Source organism: Priestia sp. YIM B13551, assembly GCF_042787905.1.
In the GTDB taxonomy this organism is placed as follows: domain Bacteria; phylum Bacillota; class Bacilli; order Bacillales; family Bacillaceae_H; genus Priestia.
This window is the reverse complement of record NZ_JBHZOX010000002.1, coordinates 667,362-687,830: the sequence shown is the minus strand read 5'-3', so window position 1 is coordinate 687,830 and position 20,469 is coordinate 667,362. Positions and strand designations below refer to the sequence as shown.

Below are 20,469 nucleotides of genomic sequence, written 5' to 3'. Positions count from 1 at the left end.
AGTTCAGAAAAATATAATACTTATTATATTCTAATATTTTAATGCTTAAATGTTTAAAAGCAGCTAGGAGTTTACATATGACTCATACATTATCCTTAAATTCTTTATGCAGACTTCATACAAATCTAGCAGAAGTCGATATTCAAAAGATTGATGAAGTTGCTAAAAATTTGCCGCTTATTGCTGATTTAAACCGAGCAAATGTGTTTATCGATTGTTTAACAAAAGAAGGACAGCATGCAGTTGTAGTGGCAGAAGCTGCACCAGAAACTGCACCGTCAGTTTATGAACGTCCAGTCGCAGGGAAATTTGTGTACGAAGCGTTTGAACCAGCAGTATTTTACACGCTGCAAAATGGAAAACCGATGTCTTTAAATCGTGCCTTAACACAAGAAGGAAAAACGGTAGAACAAAGTGTGGTTCCTATTAAAGGATTTAATAATCGTGTAATTGCTACATTGATTATGGAGAAAGATATCAGTGAAGTAGTTGAACGTCAAGAAAAAATGAAAACGTTATCAAATACAAATGATACGTTAAGCGAAATTTTAATGGAGATGACAGAAAATGCTTCGCTTATTCCAGAGTTTATTGGAGAGGCACTTTTCTTTATTGATCCTAATTTACACATTCTATATTTTAATTCTGCTGCTTTTAATTTGGTTTCTGAAGTCTGTTCCTCAGAATGTAAGACAGGCAATCAAATCATCGAATATTTTCCTTGTTTAGAAGAGTTATTTTATCATCCAGAAAAGTTGTTTATGCACGAAGTGACCATTTTAAATAAGGTGTTTCAAGTCAAAAAAGTTAGTTTAAAACAAGAAAATCCAACGAATGGCGCTTTTATTACATTTCGAGATATGACTGAACTTAGAGAGAGAGAAAGAGAACTTGTTGTCAAATCAGTCATGATTCAAGAAATTCATCATCGCGTCAAAAATAATTTACAGACTATTGCGAGTTTATTAAGGCTCCAGATGAGAAGGGGCCTTCCTGAAGAAAGCAAGGCTCATTTTGTCGAGAGTCTTAACCGGATTTTAAGTATCGCTTCTGTGTACGAGATTATTCTTTCCAACTCTAGTGTAGACAATGTAGATATTCTTAGTTTGATTGAGAAAATTGGTAATATGCTAGTGTATAGCTCTACGGATGAAAATAAAAATATTTCAATTGAATATTCGGGCACTCAGCTTTTTACAAAGTCGGATAAAGCTGTCTCCATAGCATTAATTATTAATGAGCTCATTCAAAACTGTATGAAACATGCGTTTAAGGGGCGAGAAGAAGGTAAGGTTCACGTTTCTTTTCAACAGAATAACTGTGAGATAGAGGTTACAATTAAAGATAATGGTGTTGGATACTCAAAAGAAGCCAAACCATCTTTAGGATTAGATATAGTTACCATGATGGTCACTCACGATTTATCTGGTCAATTTTCGATTGAGAGAACTGCAAATGGCACCATGGCATCAGCTAGGTTCCCATTAGAAAGAGGCGGACACCGTGACTAAACGAATTATGATTGTTGAAGATGAGTCAATTGTACGACTAGATTTATCAATGATGCTCTCTGATAATGGTTATGAAATAGTAGGAGAAGCTGGAGATGGAGAAAAAGCGGTTGAATTAGCTTTTGCACTAAAGCCAGATCTGATTATTATGGATATAAAAATGCCTAAGTTAAATGGACTAAAAGCAAGTGAAATTATTTCAAATAAATATAATATTCCTATTCTGCTGTTGACAGCATACAGCCAGAGGGAGTTTATTGATAAAGCAAAAAAAGCGAATATAGTAGGCTATTTAGTAAAACCGATAGCTGAATCAAATTTAATTCCAGCAGTTGAAATCGCTCTACAGCAAGCAGAAAATGCAAAAATGTATGAGCAAAAAGTTCAGGAAATGAATAATGAACTGAAGAAACGAAAAATTGTTGAAAAAGCAAAAGGAATTTTAATGGATAAATATAATTTAACAGAAGATCGTGCTTTCAAAAAAATGCGGACTATTAGCATGAAAAAGCAGGTTACACTAGAGAAGTTAGCAAAACACATCATTGAGAAATATGGAACTTAACCTCACTGTACAAGTAAATAGTTTGAGCAAAGGTGCTTAGTGGTTTTAAGTGATAAAAAACCACCTGGCACCTTTTTGTCTTTTTTAAGGGAACAATTTTAATCTTTCTCTAGTAGCAAAGCTCTTGACAGGTTACTTCATACGCTTTAAATAGATAGAAATAGTTAAACTATTATCTATTTAAATAAAAATCATCATATAGGGGGAATTGGGTGTGGTTATCATTGGGAAAATCGTGATTTATATTATCATGACTTGTGCAGTGTGTGGGGCTATTGCTGCGATTAGAAATAGTGATGAAGGATTAGGAAAGCAATTCATGGAAGGGTTACATTCTATCGGGTATATTTTTATACCAGCGGCTGGTATCATGGCTGCAACTCCATATCTTTCGTGGTTTATTAGTACGGTATGCGGTCCTTTTTTCTCAGCTATTGGGGCAGATCCTGCTATCGCTGCAACCTCTATCTTAGCAACGGATATGGGAGGATATCAATTAGCACACGTATTAAAAGAGTCGTATGAAGGATGGGTCATGGCTATGATAGTAGGATTTATGGCCGGAGCAACCATTGTATTCTCGATTCCAGTAGGACTTGCCATGCTTGATAAACGCGACCATAAATATATGGCGCTCGGCGTTATGTCAGGTGTGTTAACGATTCCAATTGGGGCTTTTATTTCAAGTGTTTTAATTATGGTAACCAATTCTGATGTGCGTAAAATTATTTCCACTACAAGTGATTCAACATACGAATTTACGATAAGTTATTTGAAAATTATTTTGAATTTATCTCCACTTTTATTATTTGTTGTGCTGTTAGCGGTAGGACTATATTTCTTGCCTGATTTAATGATTAAAGGGTTTATGTGGTTTGGGCGTATCATGGATGCTGGAATTAAGCTAGTTCTTGTTTTTTCCATTGTTGAAATTTTTACAGGCTTATTCTCTCATCTATTTGGAAGCTGGGGATTTCATCCGATCATGGCAGATAAAGCGGATCAATTCCGTGCGCTAGAAACAGCAGGTTATATTGGCATTATGCTTGCTGGTGCATTTCCAATGGTTTATTTGCTTCAAAAATATGCAGGAAAGCCGCTTGAAGCTGTAGGGAAAAAACTTGGATTAAGTAAAGAAGGCAGTGCAGGTATTTTAGCTACAATTGCTAATATTTTGGCGATGTTTAAGCTCATTCGAAGCATGCCTCCAAAAGACAAAGTTATTAATATTTCGTTTGCAGTTTGCTCGGCATTTTTATTAGGAGATCATTTATCCTTTACAGCCAATTTCCAGCCGACATTAATTCTCCCAGTTATTATCGGGAAGTTCTCTGCGGGTGTAATAGGCATCGGTTTAGCATATTGGCTATCTGTTCCAAAAGCCTTAGAGCTAGAAAGGAAGGATCGTGAAGCAGGCATTATTGGAAAAGACGAGTACTTAAGTTCAGCAGCTGAAGAAAATGAAAAGGTAGAAGAAAAAAGCAGTAAGACACAAGTGATGTAAGCATTGTATAGAATTTGTACGATAAGGGAGAGGTAATTTTTTATGAGTGAAGAAAAAAAGCGTTTTATTCAAGAGTTTGTGCCGGGAAAACAAATTACATTGAGCCATTTAATTGCAAATCCAGATCCGGATATGTTCGAAAAATTAGGTATACAACAAGAAGGAGCTTTAGGTATTTTAACATTAACTCCAAGCGAAACGGTTATTATTGCAGGTGATTTGGCTACAAAAGCTGCACATGTTCAGTTAGGTTTTTTAGATCGTTTTACAGGAAGTCTTGTTATTGTAGGAAGCGTTTCGGAAGTGGATATGGCCATGAGAGAAATCAATCGTTTTCTCTCAGAAACATTAGGGTACACGCCTTCAATTATTACAAAATCCTAATTGTATAGTAGGGAGGGAAGACGTATGCATAAAAAAAATAGAGCCATGCTCATTGGCTCAATTGGTGCCGGCAAATCGACATTAACAAATGCTCTGCTTGGAAAGCCGGTCGAGGCAGTTAAAACACAAGCTTTAATCTATTATGATTGGATTGTTGATACACCTGGAGAATATGTTGAAAATCCTTTTTTTTATAAAAATATTATGGCAACCGCTCTTGAAGTTACACATGTGTTATATTTGCAGGACGCCACAAAGAAAAAGACAGTCTTTCCACCTAATTTTAGTACAGGCATTAATAAGTTAGCTATTGGGGTCATTACAAAAAGTGATGCAAAAGATGCTGATGTGAGCTTAGCTATTAAAAAAGCAAGGCAAGTAGTTGTAAATGGTCCTATTGTTGTCACTTCTTCTCGCAATAAAGAAGGGCTTGAAGAGGTTCGAGCTTTGGTACAGTGTCAGTCTTTACAAGAGATGAAACAGTATACTGATAACTGGAAATCGAAATATATTATTTTTTAATGAAAACCTTTACATTTTGTAAAAAATCAGTTATATTCTAAATATACAAAAAAATCACGGGCAAAGGCGCCTTATACAGCTATCTTTTAGGGGATAGTTCGTATGAGGTGCCTTTTTTATTTGACTAAAACACGACTAATTAGCAATCAGTAATGAATAAAACCTTTTGCTGATTGAAGGTTGATGAGGTGGAGGGATATGAAACAATACGAACCGCTAAAAGAGGAGATTATCAGCGCAGGAATTGATATAGGAACAAGCACAACCAAAATTGTGTTAAGTCAATTTTCTCTGATGAATATGGCAGGAGGAACACACTTGCCGCGTATTGAGATTATTGATAAAAAAATTATTCATCGTAGCCCGATTTATCGGACACCACTTCTCACATCAACAACAATCGATATTGAAGCAATAGAGAAGCTTGTTAGAAATGAGTATGATAAAGCAAACGTTGGTTCTGGAGATATTAAAACAGGTGCCGTGATTATTACAGGTGAAACAGCAACTAAGCAAAATGCGGAAGAAATGATTCACCATCTTTCAAATCATGCCGGTGAGTTTTTAGTTGCAACTGCGGGTCCTGATTTAGAGGGAATTATTGCAGCAAAAGGATCAGGAGCTTATCAATATTCTAAAAAAATGAGCAAAACTATTGCCAATGTAGATATTGGCGGGGGAACAGCTAATGTAGCAGTTTATCGAATGGGAAGGCTGTGTGGAACCTGCACACTGCACATAGGAGGCAGGCTGATAGAGTTTTCGGAAGATAAAATCAGCAATATTTCGCCACCCGTTAGAAACCTATTAAGAGAGTGGAATAGTACTCTTGCAACAGGTGACGTAATGGTGGAAAAAGAGATAAAGAATATAACAAATTATATGGCCGATGTGATTAGTAGAATGCTAACACGTACCATGACAGCAGAAGACAAGGTACTGCTTTTAGGTCATGAACCGAATTGGAAAGAAGAAATTGATGTCATTATGTTTTCTGGTGGAATCAGTGAGTGCCTCTATCAATATGAATCTAAAGGTTTTGAACAAGCTCCTTACCAAGACATAGGAATGATGCTTGCGGACTCTTTAAGGGGTAGTCAGAGTTTGAAAGGATGGTCATGGATTCAGCCTGATGAAACCGTTCGCGCAACTGTTCTTGGTGCTGGTACACAAACGACTGAAATCAGTGGAGCCACGATTCAAGTAGAAACCAAAGATTTACCTGTACGAAATGTACCTGTTTATCAAATTTCTTTTAAGGATGGGTTTCAAAAAAGTGTTCATCACTTAAAGGATGCTGTAAAAGATGCAATTGAGATACATGACCCACAACAGGAGGGACAAAATTTTGCCTTGTACTTATCTGGGCTTCCATACGTAGGATTTCGAGATATTCAACAATTGGCAAAAGGTCTGCTAGAAGCGGTGAAACAAAAAAACAAAAGAGATCAGCCGCTCATTATTGTTCTTGAGAGCGACCATGCCAAGGTATTGGGCCAAACGCTTGTTGCTCAAGATTCGTCGCAAAGCATTATTTGTATTGATCAAATTAAGGTGGAACACGGTGATTACTTAGATATTGGTCAGCTGCTACAAACAAGCGTAGTACCGGTAGTAGTCAAAACCCTTACGTTCCATTCATAAGAAAGGGGGCTTCACTGGTGAAGTTACATACACATTATTTAGGTGCTGTTTATCAATTTTCTGATTTAAAAGATCTGTTCGCTAAGGCAAATGAAGAAAAGTCTGGTGACCGGCTGGCAGGTTTAGCTGCAGAAACCGTTCAAGAAAGAATTGCTGCAAAAGAGGTGCTTAGCGAATTAACACTTGCTGATATTCGCGAAAATCCAATGATTTCACCTGAAGAAGACGAAGTATCTCAAATTATTGAAAATCAAGTCAATGAGCCCATCTATCAATCAATGAAAAATTGGTCCGTAGCAGAGCTTAGAGAGTATATCTTAAGCGATGAAACAACGGGTGAGGATTTAAAGAGGATTAGTCGAGGGTTAAATAGTGAAATTATTGCTGCAGTAGCAAAGCTAATGTCAAATCTTGATTTGGTTCACGCAGCGAATAAGATTGAAATTTTAACAAAATGCAATATTACGATTGGCCAAAAAGGAGTCTTAGCTTCTAGACTGCAGCCTAACCATCCTACAGACAATGTAGAAGGCATGATTGCTTCGTTAAAAGAAGGGCTGTCTTACGGAATTGGAGACGCCGTTATTGGTATTAACCCTGTAGATGATTCGGTTGAAAGTGTAAAACGGCTGCTCCACGCCACAAAAAACTTTATGAATGATTGGGAGATTCCAACTCAAAACTGTGTTTTAGCTCATGTTACGACTCAGATGAAAGCCATTGAACAAGGAGCACCAGCGGATATGATTTTCCAAAGTATCGCTGGAACAGAAGCCGCTAACCGTTCATTTGGAATCAGCGCTGCCTTACTAGAAGAGGCAAATCAATTAGCTAAGAGTCACGGAACAGGAACAGGGCCTCAGTGCTTATATTTTGAAACAGGACAAGGTTCCGAGCTATCAGCTGAAGCGCACTTTGGAATGGATCAGCTAACGTTAGAGTCGCGTAACTATGGGTTTGCACGTCATTACGACCCTTACATTGTAAATACCGTGGTTGGCTTTATTGGACCTGAGTACTTATACAACAACAAGCAAGTTATTCGCGCAGGCTTAGAAGATCATTTTATGGCAAAGATGCATGGGATTCCAATGGGTGTAGATATTTGTTACACCAATCATATTAAAGCAGATCAAAATGATATTGAAGATCTAGGTGTATTGCTAACAGCTGCAGGCGTTAATTTTATTATCGCAACACCAATGGGTGATGATTGTATGCTTAACTACCAATCAATGAGCTACCATGATGTAGCGACTTTAAGGCAAACGATGGGGAAACAGCCTTCTCCTTTGTTTGCAGAGTGGCTCGAGAAAATGGGGATTTTTGAACAAGGGAAATTAAGTAAATATGCAGGAGATCCAAGTATTTTTACAAGGTAGGTGATAAAGAAGATGAATCCTGAATTGATTGAAAAAATTACACGATCCATTGTCGAAAAGCTAGAAAAACAATCTAGTTTCGAACAAAGCTTTCCTACTGACGATCGTCAAAGCAGCGTAACTTTCTGGGATCATACATCCAGTGCAAATAAGAAAGTAATTAATGGTCCTCTAGCTGAAGTAGTAGAAGATGATTCGGTAAAGGAATTAATTAAATTTCCGAATATTCAAGAAAATAATTTGACATCTCTGCCTGAAAGTAAAATGGCTATTCAACAGGAAGAAGATATTGAATCAAAACAGCAGGTGTCTGGTATTAAAAATCCAGTGAATCAAGAAGAATTAGACACATTGATTCAGAAAACACCTGCTCGAATCGGGATTGGCAGAGCAGGCTTACGTCCACGAACAGAGACATGGCTGAAATTCCGCTATGACCATGCAGCAGCCGTTGACGCTGTGTATGGCAATGTGAACGACGACCTTTTAAAACGATTGAATTTATTTAAAGTAAATACTCAGGTAAAAGATAAAGAAGTGTACATTCGCCGACCGGATTATGGACGAAAGTTATCAGATGAAGCAAAAAAGTGCATTCAAGAAAAATGTACCAAATCACCAACTGTTCAAATTATTGTTTCTGACGGTTTAAGCTCCAAAGCCATTGAGGAAAATGTGGAAGATGTTTATTTATCTCTTCAACAATCCTTAAAAAGCGCAGATTTAGATGTAGGCATTCCATTTTACATAGAAAAAGGCCGGGTTGCTGTAATGGATGACATCGGAGAACTTCTGACGCCAAAAGTGGTGGTGCTTTTGATTGGAGAACGCCCAGGACTTATAAGTGCAGAATCTTTAAGTGCCTATTTATGCTATGAACCGAGAAAAGGAATGATCGAAGCTGAGAGAATGGTGGTTTCCAATATTCATAAAGGCGGTATTCCTCCAGTTGAAGCGGGTGCTTATCTCGGTACATTGGTTCAAAAAATTTTAAAATATGAAGCTAGCGGAGTATCGCTTGTTCAAAAAGAACAATAGAGGTGAATAAGAGTGGCTTTAACACGTATCCATGCTGACATTTTAGCTGTTCGTGTGATTCCAAATGTGGATGACGCCTTAGTTCAACAGTTTAACTTGCAGCCTTACCATAGAAGTTTAGCCATGTTTACATCAAGTATTGATGACGTGGGCTATACAGCTTTAGATGAAGCCACTAAAAGAGCAGATGTTGAGGTAGCTTATGCCCGTTCCTTTTATGCTGGCGCTGCCCATGCGTCAGGTCCGCTATCAGGTGAAATGATTGGGGTATTAGCGGGTCCAAGCCCAGATGAAGTTAAAGCTGGCATTGAGGCTGTTTTACAAGTGACAAAATCAGATGCTTATTTTGAAGCGTTAGATGAAGAGAAAAATCACGCGCTGTATGCACATGTGGTGGCAAGAACAGGTTCTTACCTTTCTAAAGAAGCAGGAATCGATATTGGCGAACCACTAGCTTATTTAATTGCCCCTCCACTAGAGGCTATGTATGGACTTGATGTAGCGCTTAAAGCAGCTGATGTAGAACTTGTGAAATTTTTTGGTCCTCCTTCTGAAACAAATTTTGGCGGTGGGTTTTTAACAGGGTCTCAATCAGCCTGTCAAGCAGCTGCTGATGCGTTTCGCCAGGCTATTTTAGACATTGCAAGAAATCCAGTTCATTATTAAAAAGCTTATAGACAGTAGAAAGGAGTTGTTGGATGTGCAGTTTGATAAAGATCTTCAATCTTTACAAGAGATGCGAGATGCAGTGGAAAAGGCAAAAGCCGCACAGCAGGTATACTTAGATTTTTCACAAGAACAAGTAGATCGTATCGTTGAACGAGTTGCCGAAGCAGCTTATTCTAAAGCATTGGAATTAGCGAAAATGGCTGTTGAAGAGACGCGAATGGGTGTTGTAGAACATAAGAAAATTAAAAATGAGGTAGGATCTAGAGCTGTTTATGAATCAATTAAAAACGAAAAAACAGTAGGTATTGTTCACGAAGATAGAGCGAACAAAGTTGTAGAAGTTGCCTCTCCTTTTGGAGTCGTTGCTGGAATTATTCCGACAACTAACCCAACTTCAACGGCTATCTTCAAGACATTAATTAGTTTAAAAACTAGAAATGCTCTAGTAGTCAGCCCTCATCCCCGGGCAATGAACTGTACAGTAGAAGCGCTTAAAATTTGCTCCCGTGCAGCAGTTGAAGCAGGAGCTCCTGAAGGGCTTATTGGTTGGATTTCTAATCCTTCTATGGAAGCAACTAACGAATTAATGAAGCATAAAGATGTGAATTTAATTTTAGCAACAGGTGGAAGTGGTCTCGTTCGCGCAGCGTATAGTTCTGGGAAACCAGCTTATGGTGTAGGGCCAGGAAACGTACCTGTATATATTGAGAAGACTGCGAAGGTTGACCAAGCAGTAAAAATGATTGTCGATAGCAAAACGTTCGACAACGGCACGATCTGTGCAACCGAGCAAGCGATTGTTGTCGACCTCAATATTCAACAAATGGCTATTAGAGAATTAAAGAATAATGGAGCCTACTTCTTAAATTCAGAAGAGAAAGCCAAGATGGAAAAAGTGATTTCACCCATTCCAAAGAAGCTTAACCCAAATATTGTTGGTCAAAGTGCTGTGAAAATTGCTGAAATGGCAGGTATTACAGTACCTTCTGATACACGCATCTTAGTTGCTGAAGAAACAAAGGTGGCAAAGGATGTACCATTTTCGATTGAAAAGCTAGCACCTATCTTCCCATTGTATACAGCTAAGAACGACGAACAAGCAAGGGAATTATGTTTAAGCTTATTAAATCTTGGAGGAAGAGGTCACAGCTTATCGCTTCATACAAACGATGATGCTGTAGCTAAAACGTTTGCTCTTGAAATGCCGGTCTCAAGACTGATGGTTAACACACTCTCGTCAGTTGGAGCTGTGGGTGGTACGACGGGACTTAAGCCTTCCTTTACACTAGGATGTGGTTCGTTCGGAGGTAACATTACGTCAGACAATGTGACCGCTCGACATTTATTAAATATTAAGCGAATGGCTTATGGTACAAAAGAGGTGACAATTCCAAAACCATCCATATCTTTTACCTCTGCTTCCTCAGATACAAAAGATCATCAAGACGTACAGGAAATTGTCAACGAAGTTATGAATCAATTAAAACCACAGGGACCAATTGATTCGGCAGCAATTTCTGAAATGGTTAATCAAGCACTTCAAAAATATCAAACAAACTAATTAGGGGGAATTAAAAATGGCAAGAGAACTAACAGCATTAGGAATGATTGAAACAAAAGGATTAGTAGCATCAGTAGAGGCAGCAGACGCAATGGTAAAAGCAGCAAACGTACATTTAGTTGGTAAAGTGCACGTAGGTGGAGGAATTGTAACGGTTTTAGTACGCGGTGACGTAGGCGCGGTAAAAGCAGCGACAGATTCTGGTGCGGCGGCTGCGCAGCGCGTTGGAGAACTTATTTCCGTTCATGTTATCCCACGCCCACACAATGAATTAGAAAGTATTTTACCCAAAATTGATAGTGAACTATAAGCTTAAAAAGTTAGGAGCATAGCGCATGAATAAGCAGGCCATTCAATCGATTGTAGCAGAGGTTGTTCAGCAGTTAAGTCAAACAACCAAGCAAAGCAATACAGTCCCAATGGCTGTATCTGCTAGACACTGTCACTTAAGTATAGAAGATGTAGAAGCTCTTTTTGGAGCAGGGTACGAACTAACAAAAAAATCAGACCTGTCTCAGCCTGGTCAATTTGCAGCTAATGAAACAGTTACTATTGTGGGGCCTAAAGGAAGCATCGAAAAGGTGCGAGTCCTTGGCCCAGCAAGGAGTATAACTCAAGTAGAGGTCAGTAAAACAGATTCAATTAAACTTGGTTCTGTTCCTCCACTACGTGAGTCTGGAGATATAAAGAATTCAGAAGCGATTACATTAGTTGGACCGAAGGGGAGCATTTACAAGAAAGAAGGCTTAATCATCGCACGAGCTCATATTCATATGACGCCAGGTGATGCTGAAGCTTATGGTGTAAAAAATGGTCAGTGTGTTCGCATTACCTCTCAAGGAGAAAGACCTACTACGCTCGAACGTGTATTAATCCGAGTTTCACCAAAGTTCAAGCTTGAAATGCATATTGATACAGATGAAGCGAATGCCGGGCTAATTTCTACTGGAGCTACAGGAGTTCTTTCTCTATACGAGGAAGCTTTATGAACCATCATGCTCTGATTGAACAAATTGTAGTAGAAGTTTTAAAACGATTAGATAAATCAGACAAACAGCACCTAAATGTAAAGCCAAAGCTGCTGATTGTGGAAGAGGCAGCAGCAATTGATCCAATTCAACTCGAAAAATTAGAAACAAGCTGGACACTGGTTTACAGCGATGACCAAAAAGAAAACCTTCCAAAAGATATACAAGGTATTTTATTTGCAGAAGCAAAGCAAGACCTGCTAGTAAAAGGAGCGCTTGGCATGACAGATACACTAGAAAGTTCTCTTTTAGCTGAGGCTTTGCTAGAAGGAATTTCTGTTTCACTCATTCCTTCTGTAACTTTAGGAAACGTCTTGCTATCTACTAATCAAAAAAAGCCAGTAAACAACAAATATGCAGCCCATTTAATCGCTTATAAAAATACATTAGAAGGCTTTGGGGTGAAAATCCAATCGTTTGAGAGATTTTTACAATCAGGCTTAAACAGACATTCTTTATCATTTACAGAACGAGTGCTAACCCAAAGACATGTGAAATTAGTAGAAGAAGAAAAAATTACTGTTTCACCTAAAACGATTATCACTCCTTTAGCACGCGATACAGCAAGAGAATTAGGAAAAGAAATTTGCGTGATAGACATAGAGGGAGCGGATGTTTTATGAAAATAGGGACGGTAATTGGCAACGTCTGGGCAACAAGAAAAGAAGATAATTTACGCGGTTTAAAATTTTTAGTTGTTCAACCGGAACTTTTAAATAAATCGAATAACGACTCTTCTTTTATTGCAGTTGATCGTATTGGAGCGGGGATTGGTGATAAGGTAATGGTTACGCAAGGAAGTGCCGCAGCACATATGGCATCCGACACCCCATTACCCATTGATGCAATTATTATCGGGATTATAGACTCTGTTGATATAGAAAGAGGTGGAGAGAATGGCTAAAGCGCTTGGCATGATTGAAACAAGAGGTTTAATAGGTTCGATTGTCGCAGCGGATGCGATGCTAAAATCAGCTGATGTTCGCTTAGTGAAGCAAGAAAAAGTGGACGCGGCTCTTGTAACAGTGTTAGTTGAAGGTGATGTTAGTGCAGTACAGGCAGCTGTAGATATGGGAAAAGAAGAAGCGGCTCGCGTTGGAGAATTAGTGTCAGCACACGTAATTCCTCATCCCGATGAAGAGGTTGGAAATAGCCTATTAAAAGATGAAACGAAAGAACTAGAGTCAAAAGCAGCACCTAAAGACAATAAAACGCCTAAAAAACCATCGGCTGCTAAAGCAAAATCCAGTATTCAATATAAAGCAAAAGCAGATTCTGCTGCTGTAGAAGAAGATCAAAAAGTAGAATAACATACATATAAACGACGAGGAACGGGGGATAAATCATGGCATTTAAGCGTAAAAAAATAGCTGTAATTGGAGCGGGATTTACAGGAGCCACAGCAGCATTAATGATGGCGCAAAAAGAACTTGGAGACGTAGTATTAGTCGATATTCCTTCCCAGACTAACCCAACCAAAGGAAAAGCACTTGATATGTTAGAGGCAAGCCCAGTTCAAGGGTTTGACGCTAATATCAAGGGAACATCTAGCTATGAAGACATTCAGGATGCAGATTTAGTATTAATTACTGCAGGACTTCCAAGAAAACCGGGAATGAGCCGTGACGACCTAGTCTCAACAAACGCAAAAATTATGAAAGAAGTATCGGAAAATGTAAAAAAACATGCACCAAACAGCTATATTATTGTATTGAGTAATCCAGTCGATGCAATGACCTACGTTTGCTATAAAACCACCGGGTTCCCTAAAAATAGAGTAATAGGCCAATCTGGTGTATTAGATACAGCCCGCTTTAATACATTTGTTGCTCAAGAATTAAATATCTCTGTTGAAGATGTATCAGGGTTTGTTTTAGGCGGACACGGAGACGATATGGTGCCATTAGTCCGTTATTCGTATGCTGGAGGAATTCCACTTGAAAAAATCATTTCACCTGAACGGATAGAAGCTATCGTAGAGCGAACACGCAAAGGTGGAGGAGAAATCGTTAACCTGCTTGGAAATGGAAGTGCCTATTATGCTCCTGCTGCTTCTATGGTTCAAATGGCAGAAGCGATTCTAAAGGATAAGAAGCGAATTCTGCCTTCCGTAGCTTATCTAGAAGGTGAATATGGCTGTAATAATCTTTACCTAGGTGTACCTACAATCCTAGGAGGAGATGGAATTGAACATATCATTGAACTTCCTTTAACGGAAAAGGAAAATGAAGGGCTAAAACGTTCAATCGAATCCGTACAAAGCGTTATGGCTATTTTAGAGTCACCAGAAGTATTCAGCTAAACCAACTTATTATTATTTCAGCTGCCTATTATTAAAATTTAGAGGTATTTTCAAGTTATGTACTTGAAGATATCGTAAATAATAGTAAAAGTAAAACATAACATAGATTTTAGATAAAAGCCTTTAGCTGCTGTGGGACTGACCCCTGTTTTTGAGACAGGAATCAAAACACCTTTTAAACGACCAGTTGCCGATATTGTACAGGTGACTGGTTGTTTAGTTTTGTTTGAACGGGCATTGTTATAGTAAGTATACTGTGTATACACAACCTTTAGGCAAACTTATGTTTAAGAATATAAAGTCATCATATTCCGGGTTCAAAAAAAGAGCTTTACTATTCAATAATGTGTAGTAAGGCTCTTTTTTCCTTTTTCTGAACTCGAAGAATGTTAAAAGTATGCATTTATTCGTTCTCTTTCATTCTCCCTTAATTGCTTTATGTCTTCCCTAGGTGGCAGTCCAAACATGCGAGAATATTCACGACTGAATTGCGATGGACTTTCATATCCTACTCGAAATGCTACATCAGCTGCATCTGCTGATTCCGATAGTAATAGGTTCCGGGCTTTTTGTAGTCTTATTTGCTTTTGAAACTGAATAGGGCTCATTGCAGTTACCTCTTTAAAATGTCGATGAAACGAAGAAACGCTCATGTTCGCTATTTCCGCAAGGTCTTCAATACGAAATGACGAATCATAGTTCTTCATAATATGTTCGACAACATCACCTATTTGTGAAGAAGAACTTCCCTCAATTGTCATTTGTTTTAAGGCTGCCCCGTGCGGACCTTGTAAAACTCTATAAAGAATTTCCTTCTTAAATAGTGGCGCAAGGACAGGAATATCTTTAGGGTTATCTAACAAGCGAACGAGCCTAATCACTGCGTCTAACATGAATGAGTCTATTGGGCTGACGTACATACCTCTCTTTGCCTTTTCCTTCTGATCAACTTCAAGTTGAGAATGACGTAAAACCTCTAAGATTTCACTAGGCTTAAATTCAAGTTTAAAAGCCAAATAGGGATGAGTAGGAGAAGCTTCCACGACTTGGGCGGTAACCGGTAAGTTAACAGATGCAATAAGATAATCAGCAGGGCTATATGTAAAGCGTTCCTTCCCCAACAATACCTCTTTTGCGCCCTGAACGATAATGCATAAAGAAGGATTGTAAACGCCATGTTTTGGTCCGACGGCATTAGAGAGACGAGTGAAAAATAAAGCTGGAATAGCAGTTGAGTGATTACCGTCTTGCCCTGAATAACGTTCAATAAGTTTAGCAAGCTCATCCTGCCGTTTATAAAGTTGTTCAGACATAGGGTATGATTCTCCTTTTTCTTTTCTTCGTGATAGCGCCATTATAATACATGTTTCTTCATTGCGTAAGTGGAGTTGAGAGAATTAGGCAATCATTTGAGAGGAATGGGATACCAGATGGTTTCTCAGCTGGTGCATAATAGGGGGGAGTTAAATAATATACACATTTAAAACGACAATCATGCAAAGAAGGGAAGATCAATCATGCAAAAACGTTCATTAGGCAAAAGTGGATTAGAAGTTTCCTCTATAGGGCTTGGTTGTATGGGAATGAGTCATGGGTACGGTCCGGCACCAGACAGAAAAGAGATGATTTCTCTGATTCATGCAGCGGTTGACCGAGGTGTAAATTTCTTTGATACTGCGGAAGTTTATGGTCCATATGTGAATGAAGAGCTGGTAGGAGAAGCGCTGGCTCCGTTCAAGGAAGAGGTTATGATTGCTACTAAATTTGGTATTAAAGTCGTGGATGGTAAACAGGTGGTTGAAAGCAGGCCGGAGCAGATTAGGCAATCAGTCGAAGGATCGCTTAAACGTCTTAACGTCGAAGCTATTGATCTATATTATCAGCATCGAGTTGATCCCGATGTACCAATTGAGGAGGTAGCTGGAACAGTAAAAGATCTGATCCAAGAGGGGAAAGTGAAACATTGGGGGCTTTCTGAGGCAGGTGTGAAGACAATTCGTCGCGCACACGCAGTGCACCCACTTGCAGCTATCCAAAGTGAATACTCAATGATGTGGAGAAGTCCTGAGGAAGAATTACTTCCTGCACTTGAGGAGCTTGGAATTGGCTTCGTAACGTTCAGCCCCTTAGGAAAAGGCTTCCTTACCGGAACGATTGATAAAAATGCAACATTCGGTAAAGCTGACTTCCGTAGTATGGTTCCCCGCTTCACACCTGAGAATCTTGAAGCAAATCAAACTTTAATTGATCTGCTAAATAAGATTGCAGCAGGAAAGAACGCAACACCAGCTCAAATATCACTTGCATGGGTACTTGCCCAAAAGTCATGGATTGTTCCGATTCCAGGCACACGTAAATTAAATCGTCTGGAAGAAAACCTTGGTGCAGCTGACGTTGAGCTGACGACACGAGAACTAAGTGATTTGAAAGAAGCACTCTCTAAAATTGAGGTTTCCGGAGAACGCTATCCGGAAGAATATGCAAACAGAGTAGGAAAATAACAGATGAGAGGTTAACGATTGAGAGAAAAGAAAGGGGATTTTTATATGCAAAAAGTAATATTAAACAATGGCATTGAGATGCCTATATTAGGCTTTGGTGTATTTCAGATGAATGATGAAAATGAATGTGAGCAAGCTGTTTATGACGCCCTTATGGCAGGCTATCGTTTGATTGATACGGCTGCGTCTTATCAAAATGAGAAGGAAGTCGGCCGAGCAATCAAACGAAGCGGCGTGCCAAGAGAAGACCTATTTATTACGACCAAACTCTGGGTTCAAGATACTGGTTATGAGAAGACAAAGAGCGCATTTACAAAGTCGCTGGAAAGACTGCAACTGGACTATATTGATTTGTATTTAATTCATCAGCCATTCGGTGATATATATGGCTCTTGGCGTGCGATGGAAGAATTGTATCGTGAGGGTAAGATCAAAGCAATCGGAGTTAGTAACTTCTATCCGGACCGTTTGGTTGATTTGATTACTCATAATGAAATAGTGCCTGCTGTAAACCAAGTTGAAACACATCCTTTCTGCCAGCAAGTAGAAAGTGCGCAGCTTATGAAGGAAAACAACGTTCAGATTGAATCTTGGGCACCTTTTGCAGAAGGGAAAAATGACATTTTTCAAAATGAATTATTACTGTCAATTGCTGAGAAATATAATAAATCTGTCGCTCAAGTGATTTTACGCTGGCTGACACAAAGAGGAGTCGTTGTGATTCCGAAATCTGTTCGCAAAGAAAGAATCGTCGAGAACTTTAATATCTTTGACTTTGAGTTAAGCACAGAGGATATGGAGAAGATTGCGAAGTTGGATACGAAAGAGAGCTTATTCTTTTCGCATAGAGATCCTGAAATGGTAAAGTGGCTTTCTAACCGTAAACTTGATATTTAATATTCTCATTTAACATAATGAGATGAAGTGAGAATGAGAGCGTAAGCATTACTGATTTTTTAGAAGGATTAAACTGAATGAAAATATTGAAATAGAAAAGAGAACATGATTCAGCTTCTTTTATAAGCTGCCTCCCCTGACTATCCGGAGGCAGCTTTTTTACTTAACATAAAACAAACAAATTTTTATCTTATTTTTATGTTTTTTCTAATTTATTTTCGTCAGAAGTTGACGGGGAATAAGCTTACAGACAGCGAAATATTAGAATTCAGTATGCTGTTTTTAGCTGCTGGTAACGAAACGACTACAAATTTTAAAATTTGGGGCATAACCCTCTACAAGGCTGCTGCCACTGATTCTCATGACTTTATATCCTTATTTCCTCTTTTAATATGATTAATAACGTTTAGCTTATATATTTCTTCTCCCATGCTCATATCCGCTCAAAATCATGAATATGTTTTTAATACGTCGTTAAGCGTTTCAACTAGCTACGAAAAAATATAAAAATTTATATTGACAGTGGAATCATAAGGTTTTATAATTATCCTTAATTCAAGATATTTTAATTCAAGATTTTAAAGTGATGAAAAAATAGGAGGAATAAAAAATGGTGAGCATTGGTTTATTGTTAATACGTTTAGTCATTGGATTATCTTTTATGGCACATGGAACTCAGAAATTATTTGGATGGTTTGGCGGCCACGGGCTAAAAGGAACAGGAGGCTGGTTTGAATCCATCGGAATGAAGCCGGGTGTTAGAATGGCGTTAATGGCTGGATTATCAGAGCTAGTAGGCGGGGCTTTATTTGCTGCAGGACTTCTTACGCCGCTTGGAGCGCTTTTAATTGCAGGAACAATGGTCATGGCGATTGTAAAAGTACACGGTCCAAATGGATACTGGGCAACACAAAACGGATATGAATATAATCTTACGCTGCTAGTTGTAGCAGTCGGTGTAGCAATTGCAGGACCAGGTTATTATGCACTAGATACTTTTATTTTCTAAAAGAGAAAATGGGTTGGAATAAGAAAGATGCTTTTATTTTTTGATTAATATCTCGAATTCGAGATATTCACGATAAATAGTTGTAATTTTAAGAGGGATAACGAAACATATGGCGAAAAATGTATCGAAGGAGATGGTAGTAATGAGTAAAAAAACAGCGGGTATTCATCATATCACGGCGATTGTAGGTCATCCTCAAGAAAATGTTGACTTTTATGCAGGTGTGTTAGGATTACGTTTGGTCAAACAAACGGTGAACTTTGATGATCCAGGAACGTATCATCTTTACTTTGGAAATGAAGGCGGAAAACCTGGAACGATTATCACATTCTTTCCGTGGGCAAATGCACGACAAGGAAAAATAGGTGACGGGCAAGTTGGGGTAACTTCCTATGTGGTTCCAAAAGGTGCGATGGACTTTTGGGAACAACGATTAGCTAAGTTTGGGATTCCAGCTGCAAAGATGGAGCGATTTGGAGAGCAGTATTTAGAGTTTGATGATCCTCATGGTTTACATCTAGAAATTGTTGAAAGAGAAGAAGGAGAAAAAAATACGTGGCAAGCTGGTGAAATTAAACCTGATGTTGCTATTAAAGGATTCGGAGGCGCTACGTTATTATCCGTTCGACCTGATGAAACAGCTCAATTATTAGAAAACGTAATGGGTCTACAAAAAGTAGGGCAAGAAGGAGATTTTATACGTTTTCAATCATCAGCTGACATTGGAAATGTCATCGATTTAAAATTAACAACCATTGGACGCGGGCAAATGGGTGTTGGAACAGTTCACCATATTGCATGGCGAGCAAAAGATGATGAAGATCAGTTGGAATGGCAGAAATACGTAGCCGATAGCGGATACGGAGTGACGGCTGTTCGAGATCGGAATTACTTTAATGCGATTTACTTTAAAGAACACGGAGAAATTCTATTTGAAATTGCAACAGACCCTCCAGGCTTTGCACATGATGAATCACATGAAACAATGGGAGAAAAGCTCATGCTGCCTGAACAGTACGAAACCCATCGAGATCAAATTGAAAGAGCTTTGATTCCTTTTGAAGTGAGAGAATTAGACTGAATTTCACTGAAAAAATTCTTTTAGTAATAGTAAAACGCTAGTTCAACCCTACATTAGGTACAAAGAAGGAATTAATTTATCTATATATAAAACTAATATCTATATTTGAAACACCGTGGTAATATGAAATTAATTCCAAGTAAGGAGGTGAATAGATGACAAAAACTATTGGTCTTATTTGTGGAAGTTTACGAAAGAATTCGTATAACCGAATGATCGCTGAGTCATTGACTACATTAGATGACTCAGCTCAATATCGCTGGATTGAAATAAGCAGCCTGCCTTTTTTTAATGAAGACTTAGAAGCTGACGGATCACCAGAATCTGTCGCATCTTTTAGAGCTGCGATTCAAGATGTTGACGGTGTTATCATTGTAAGTCCAGAGTACAACTCCGGAATTCCAGGAGTGTTAAAAAATGCCTTAGACTGGGCATCAAGACCTCGGACTTCTTCTGTTTTAAACAGAAAACCGGTTGGTCTCATTGGAGCAACTCCAGGAGGCTTCGGTACGGCTTTTGCTCAAATGCAAACGAGAGAAGTACTGGAAGCTATGCAAGTCAACGTTTTACCATTTCAAAAAATGCTGATTTCGCAAGTTCATGAAAAAATTGATGCTCAACAAAAAGTACTAACCGATGAATCAACAAAACGTTATCTTCAGCGCTACCTACAGCAGTTCATTCATTGGATTGATCAAGCACCTGTTCCTGTTCTAGATTAAGAGAGAGAACACACCTCACGAACCTTCACCTCAGAAATAGTTTTTCTTTCTATACATGTTTTACCTCACAGATCATAAATGAAATCCAAAAAACCGTTCAAATTATAGACCGCTTGTAAGGAATGGAAAAGGTACATGTATCCTTACTT

Annotated in this window: 22 protein-coding genes; 21 read left to right on the top strand and 1 reads right to left on the bottom strand. The window is 38.6% G+C overall.

The window, feature by feature from the left end:
- The first annotated feature begins 77 nt into the window (after positions 1 to 77).
- The 16 genes from ACFX4N_RS12980 to mdh all read left to right on the top strand — a co-directional run bounded on the left by ACFX4N_RS12980 (position 78) and on the right by mdh (position 14,110).
- Positions 78 to 1,511 carry a sensor histidine kinase gene (locus tag ACFX4N_RS12980; RefSeq protein WP_053487605.1) on the top strand — a complete coding sequence of 478 codons (1,434 nt, stop codon included), beginning with the start codon at positions 78 to 80 and terminating at the stop codon, positions 1,509 to 1,511.
- Positions 1,504 to 2,076, top strand: coding sequence for an ANTAR domain-containing response regulator (locus ACFX4N_RS12975; RefSeq protein WP_013058374.1), 573 nt, complete (start codon positions 1,504 to 1,506; stop codon positions 2,074 to 2,076). Before ACFX4N_RS12980 ends, ACFX4N_RS12975 begins: the two co-directional genes overlap by 8 nt.
- A gap of 214 nt (positions 2,077 to 2,290) precedes the next feature.
- Complete coding sequence (gene eutH, locus ACFX4N_RS12970) at positions 2,291 to 3,580, top strand: ethanolamine utilization protein EutH (RefSeq protein WP_078082073.1); 1,290 nt, start codon at positions 2,291 to 2,293, stop codon at positions 3,578 to 3,580.
- A 42-nt stretch (positions 3,581 to 3,622) separates the two neighbouring features.
- The gene (gene eutS / locus ACFX4N_RS12965; protein WP_013058372.1) at positions 3,623 to 3,964 is read left to right on the top strand and encodes an ethanolamine utilization microcompartment protein EutS; all 342 of its coding nucleotides are present in this window, start codon (positions 3,623 to 3,625) and stop codon (positions 3,962 to 3,964) included.
- A gap of 24 nt (positions 3,965 to 3,988) precedes the next feature.
- Positions 3,989 to 4,486 (top strand): EutP/PduV family microcompartment system protein, encoded by a 498-nt coding sequence (locus ACFX4N_RS12960; protein WP_053487604.1) that lies wholly within the window; start codon positions 3,989 to 3,991, stop codon positions 4,484 to 4,486.
- 198 nt (positions 4,487 to 4,684) lie between these two features.
- Positions 4,685 to 6,130: an ethanolamine ammonia-lyase reactivating factor EutA gene (locus ACFX4N_RS12955; RefSeq protein ID WP_057273748.1), complete on the top strand. Its 1,446-nt coding sequence runs from the start codon at positions 4,685 to 4,687 to the stop codon at positions 6,128 to 6,130.
- A gap of 17 nt (positions 6,131 to 6,147) precedes the next feature.
- Positions 6,148 to 7,512 carry an ethanolamine ammonia-lyase subunit EutB gene (locus tag ACFX4N_RS12950; protein WP_053487603.1) on the top strand — a complete coding sequence of 455 codons (1,365 nt, stop codon included), beginning with the start codon at positions 6,148 to 6,150 and terminating at the stop codon, positions 7,510 to 7,512.
- A gap of 12 nt (positions 7,513 to 7,524) precedes the next feature.
- Positions 7,525 to 8,550, top strand: coding sequence for an ethanolamine ammonia-lyase subunit EutC (gene eutC / locus ACFX4N_RS12945; protein WP_057273747.1), 1,026 nt, complete (start codon positions 7,525 to 7,527; stop codon positions 8,548 to 8,550).
- Positions 8,551 to 8,562: 12 nt separating this feature from the next.
- Positions 8,563 to 9,216, top strand: a complete 654-nt coding sequence (gene eutL, locus ACFX4N_RS12940) for an ethanolamine utilization microcompartment protein EutL (RefSeq protein ID WP_057234380.1) — start codon at positions 8,563 to 8,565, stop codon at positions 9,214 to 9,216.
- A 34-nt stretch (positions 9,217 to 9,250) separates the two neighbouring features.
- Positions 9,251 to 10,780 carry an acetaldehyde dehydrogenase (acetylating) gene (locus tag ACFX4N_RS12935; RefSeq protein WP_192100159.1) on the top strand — a complete coding sequence of 510 codons (1,530 nt, stop codon included), beginning with the start codon at positions 9,251 to 9,253 and terminating at the stop codon, positions 10,778 to 10,780.
- Positions 10,781 to 10,796: 16 nt separating this feature from the next.
- Positions 10,797 to 11,090, top strand: a complete 294-nt coding sequence (gene eutM / locus ACFX4N_RS12930) for an ethanolamine utilization microcompartment protein EutM (RefSeq protein ID WP_013058365.1) — start codon at positions 10,797 to 10,799, stop codon at positions 11,088 to 11,090.
- A 25-nt stretch (positions 11,091 to 11,115) separates the two neighbouring features.
- Positions 11,116 to 11,769 carry a phosphate propanoyltransferase gene (locus ACFX4N_RS12925; protein ID WP_057273746.1) on the top strand — a complete coding sequence of 218 codons (654 nt, stop codon included), beginning with the start codon at positions 11,116 to 11,118 and terminating at the stop codon, positions 11,767 to 11,769.
- Entirely contained in the window at positions 11,766 to 12,431 is a 666-nt protein-coding gene (locus ACFX4N_RS12920; protein WP_274588680.1) for a hypothetical protein, read from the top strand. The genes ACFX4N_RS12925 and ACFX4N_RS12920 overlap by 4 nt, the downstream gene beginning before the upstream one ends.
- Positions 12,428 to 12,712 carry a EutN/CcmL family microcompartment protein gene (locus ACFX4N_RS12915; RefSeq protein WP_013058362.1) on the top strand — a complete coding sequence of 95 codons (285 nt, stop codon included), beginning with the start codon at positions 12,428 to 12,430 and terminating at the stop codon, positions 12,710 to 12,712. The genes ACFX4N_RS12920 and ACFX4N_RS12915 overlap by 4 nt, the downstream gene beginning before the upstream one ends.
- The gene (locus ACFX4N_RS12910; protein WP_057273744.1) at positions 12,705 to 13,118 is read left to right on the top strand and encodes a BMC domain-containing protein; all 414 of its coding nucleotides are present in this window, start codon (positions 12,705 to 12,707) and stop codon (positions 13,116 to 13,118) included. Before ACFX4N_RS12915 ends, ACFX4N_RS12910 begins: the two co-directional genes overlap by 8 nt.
- 35 nt (positions 13,119 to 13,153) lie before the next feature.
- Positions 13,154 to 14,110 carry a malate dehydrogenase gene (gene mdh / locus ACFX4N_RS12905; protein ID WP_057273743.1) on the top strand — a complete coding sequence of 319 codons (957 nt, stop codon included), beginning with the start codon at positions 13,154 to 13,156 and terminating at the stop codon, positions 14,108 to 14,110.
- 389 nt (positions 14,111 to 14,499) lie between these two features.
- On the opposite strand, the gene ACFX4N_RS12900 is transcribed toward mdh, so the two are convergent.
- The gene (locus ACFX4N_RS12900; RefSeq protein ID WP_116299170.1) at positions 14,500 to 15,423 is read right to left on the bottom strand and encodes an AraC family transcriptional regulator; all 924 of its coding nucleotides are present in this window, start codon (positions 15,421 to 15,423) and stop codon (positions 14,500 to 14,502) included.
- A 204-nt stretch (positions 15,424 to 15,627) separates the two neighbouring features.
- Here ACFX4N_RS12900 and ACFX4N_RS12895 point away from each other — a divergent pair, with 204 nt between their 5' ends.
- The 5 genes from ACFX4N_RS12895 (at position 15,628) to ACFX4N_RS12875 (ending at position 20,320) form a co-directional block, all read left to right on the top strand.
- A complete protein-coding gene (locus ACFX4N_RS12895; protein ID WP_116299169.1) occupies positions 15,628 to 16,611 on the top strand; it encodes an aldo/keto reductase in 984 nt (327 codons plus the stop codon).
- A 45-nt stretch (positions 16,612 to 16,656) separates the two neighbouring features.
- Positions 16,657 to 17,508, top strand: coding sequence for an aldo/keto reductase (locus ACFX4N_RS12890; protein ID WP_274589082.1), 852 nt, complete (start codon positions 16,657 to 16,659; stop codon positions 17,506 to 17,508).
- 610 nt (positions 17,509 to 18,118) lie between these two features.
- Positions 18,119 to 18,517 carry a DoxX family protein gene (locus ACFX4N_RS12885; protein ID WP_013058359.1) on the top strand — a complete coding sequence of 133 codons (399 nt, stop codon included), beginning with the start codon at positions 18,119 to 18,121 and terminating at the stop codon, positions 18,515 to 18,517.
- Between the two features lie 142 nt (positions 18,518 to 18,659).
- Positions 18,660 to 19,598 (top strand): ring-cleaving dioxygenase, encoded by a 939-nt coding sequence (locus tag ACFX4N_RS12880; protein WP_013058358.1) that lies wholly within the window; start codon positions 18,660 to 18,662, stop codon positions 19,596 to 19,598.
- A gap of 155 nt (positions 19,599 to 19,753) precedes the next feature.
- Positions 19,754 to 20,320: an NADPH-dependent FMN reductase gene (locus tag ACFX4N_RS12875; protein ID WP_029323469.1), complete on the top strand. Its 567-nt coding sequence runs from the start codon at positions 19,754 to 19,756 to the stop codon at positions 20,318 to 20,320.
- Positions 20,321 to 20,469 lie beyond the last annotated feature (149 nt).

Bases quoted from the DNA above. Each gene is read 5' to 3' on its own strand.
- ACFX4N_RS12875 (WP_029323469.1), top strand. From the start codon at position 19,754: ATGACAAAAACTATTGGTCTTATTTGTGGAAGTTTACGAAAGAATTCG.
- ACFX4N_RS12920 (WP_274588680.1), top strand. From the start codon at position 11,766: ATGAACCATCATGCTCTGATTGAACAAATTGTAGTAGAAGTTTTAAAA.
- ACFX4N_RS12895 (WP_116299169.1), top strand. From the start codon at position 15,628: ATGCAAAAACGTTCATTAGGCAAAAGTGGATTAGAAGTTTCCTCTATA.
- ACFX4N_RS12890 (WP_274589082.1), top strand. From the start codon at position 16,657: ATGCAAAAAGTAATATTAAACAATGGCATTGAGATGCCTATATTAGGC.
- ACFX4N_RS12980 (WP_053487605.1), top strand. From the start codon at position 78: ATGACTCATACATTATCCTTAAATTCTTTATGCAGACTTCATACAAAT.
- ACFX4N_RS12885 (WP_013058359.1), top strand. From the start codon at position 18,119: ATGGTGAGCATTGGTTTATTGTTAATACGTTTAGTCATTGGATTATCT.
- eutS (WP_013058372.1), top strand. From the start codon at position 3,623: ATGAGTGAAGAAAAAAAGCGTTTTATTCAAGAGTTTGTGCCGGGAAAA.
- ACFX4N_RS12910 (WP_057273744.1), top strand. From the start codon at position 12,705: ATGGCTAAAGCGCTTGGCATGATTGAAACAAGAGGTTTAATAGGTTCG.
- ACFX4N_RS12900 (WP_116299170.1), bottom strand. From the start codon at position 15,423: ATGTCTGAACAACTTTATAAACGGCAGGATGAGCTTGCTAAACTTATT.
- mdh (WP_057273743.1), top strand. From the start codon at position 13,154: ATGGCATTTAAGCGTAAAAAAATAGCTGTAATTGGAGCGGGATTTACA.
- ACFX4N_RS12880 (WP_013058358.1), top strand. From the start codon at position 18,660: ATGAGTAAAAAAACAGCGGGTATTCATCATATCACGGCGATTGTAGGT.
- ACFX4N_RS12955 (WP_057273748.1), top strand. From the start codon at position 4,685: ATGAAACAATACGAACCGCTAAAAGAGGAGATTATCAGCGCAGGAATT.
- ACFX4N_RS12925 (WP_057273746.1), top strand. From the start codon at position 11,116: ATGAATAAGCAGGCCATTCAATCGATTGTAGCAGAGGTTGTTCAGCAG.
- eutC (WP_057273747.1), top strand. From the start codon at position 7,525: ATGAATCCTGAATTGATTGAAAAAATTACACGATCCATTGTCGAAAAG.
- ACFX4N_RS12960 (WP_053487604.1), top strand. From the start codon at position 3,989: ATGCATAAAAAAAATAGAGCCATGCTCATTGGCTCAATTGGTGCCGGC.
- eutM (WP_013058365.1), top strand. From the start codon at position 10,797: ATGGCAAGAGAACTAACAGCATTAGGAATGATTGAAACAAAAGGATTA.
- ACFX4N_RS12915 (WP_013058362.1), top strand. From the start codon at position 12,428: ATGAAAATAGGGACGGTAATTGGCAACGTCTGGGCAACAAGAAAAGAA.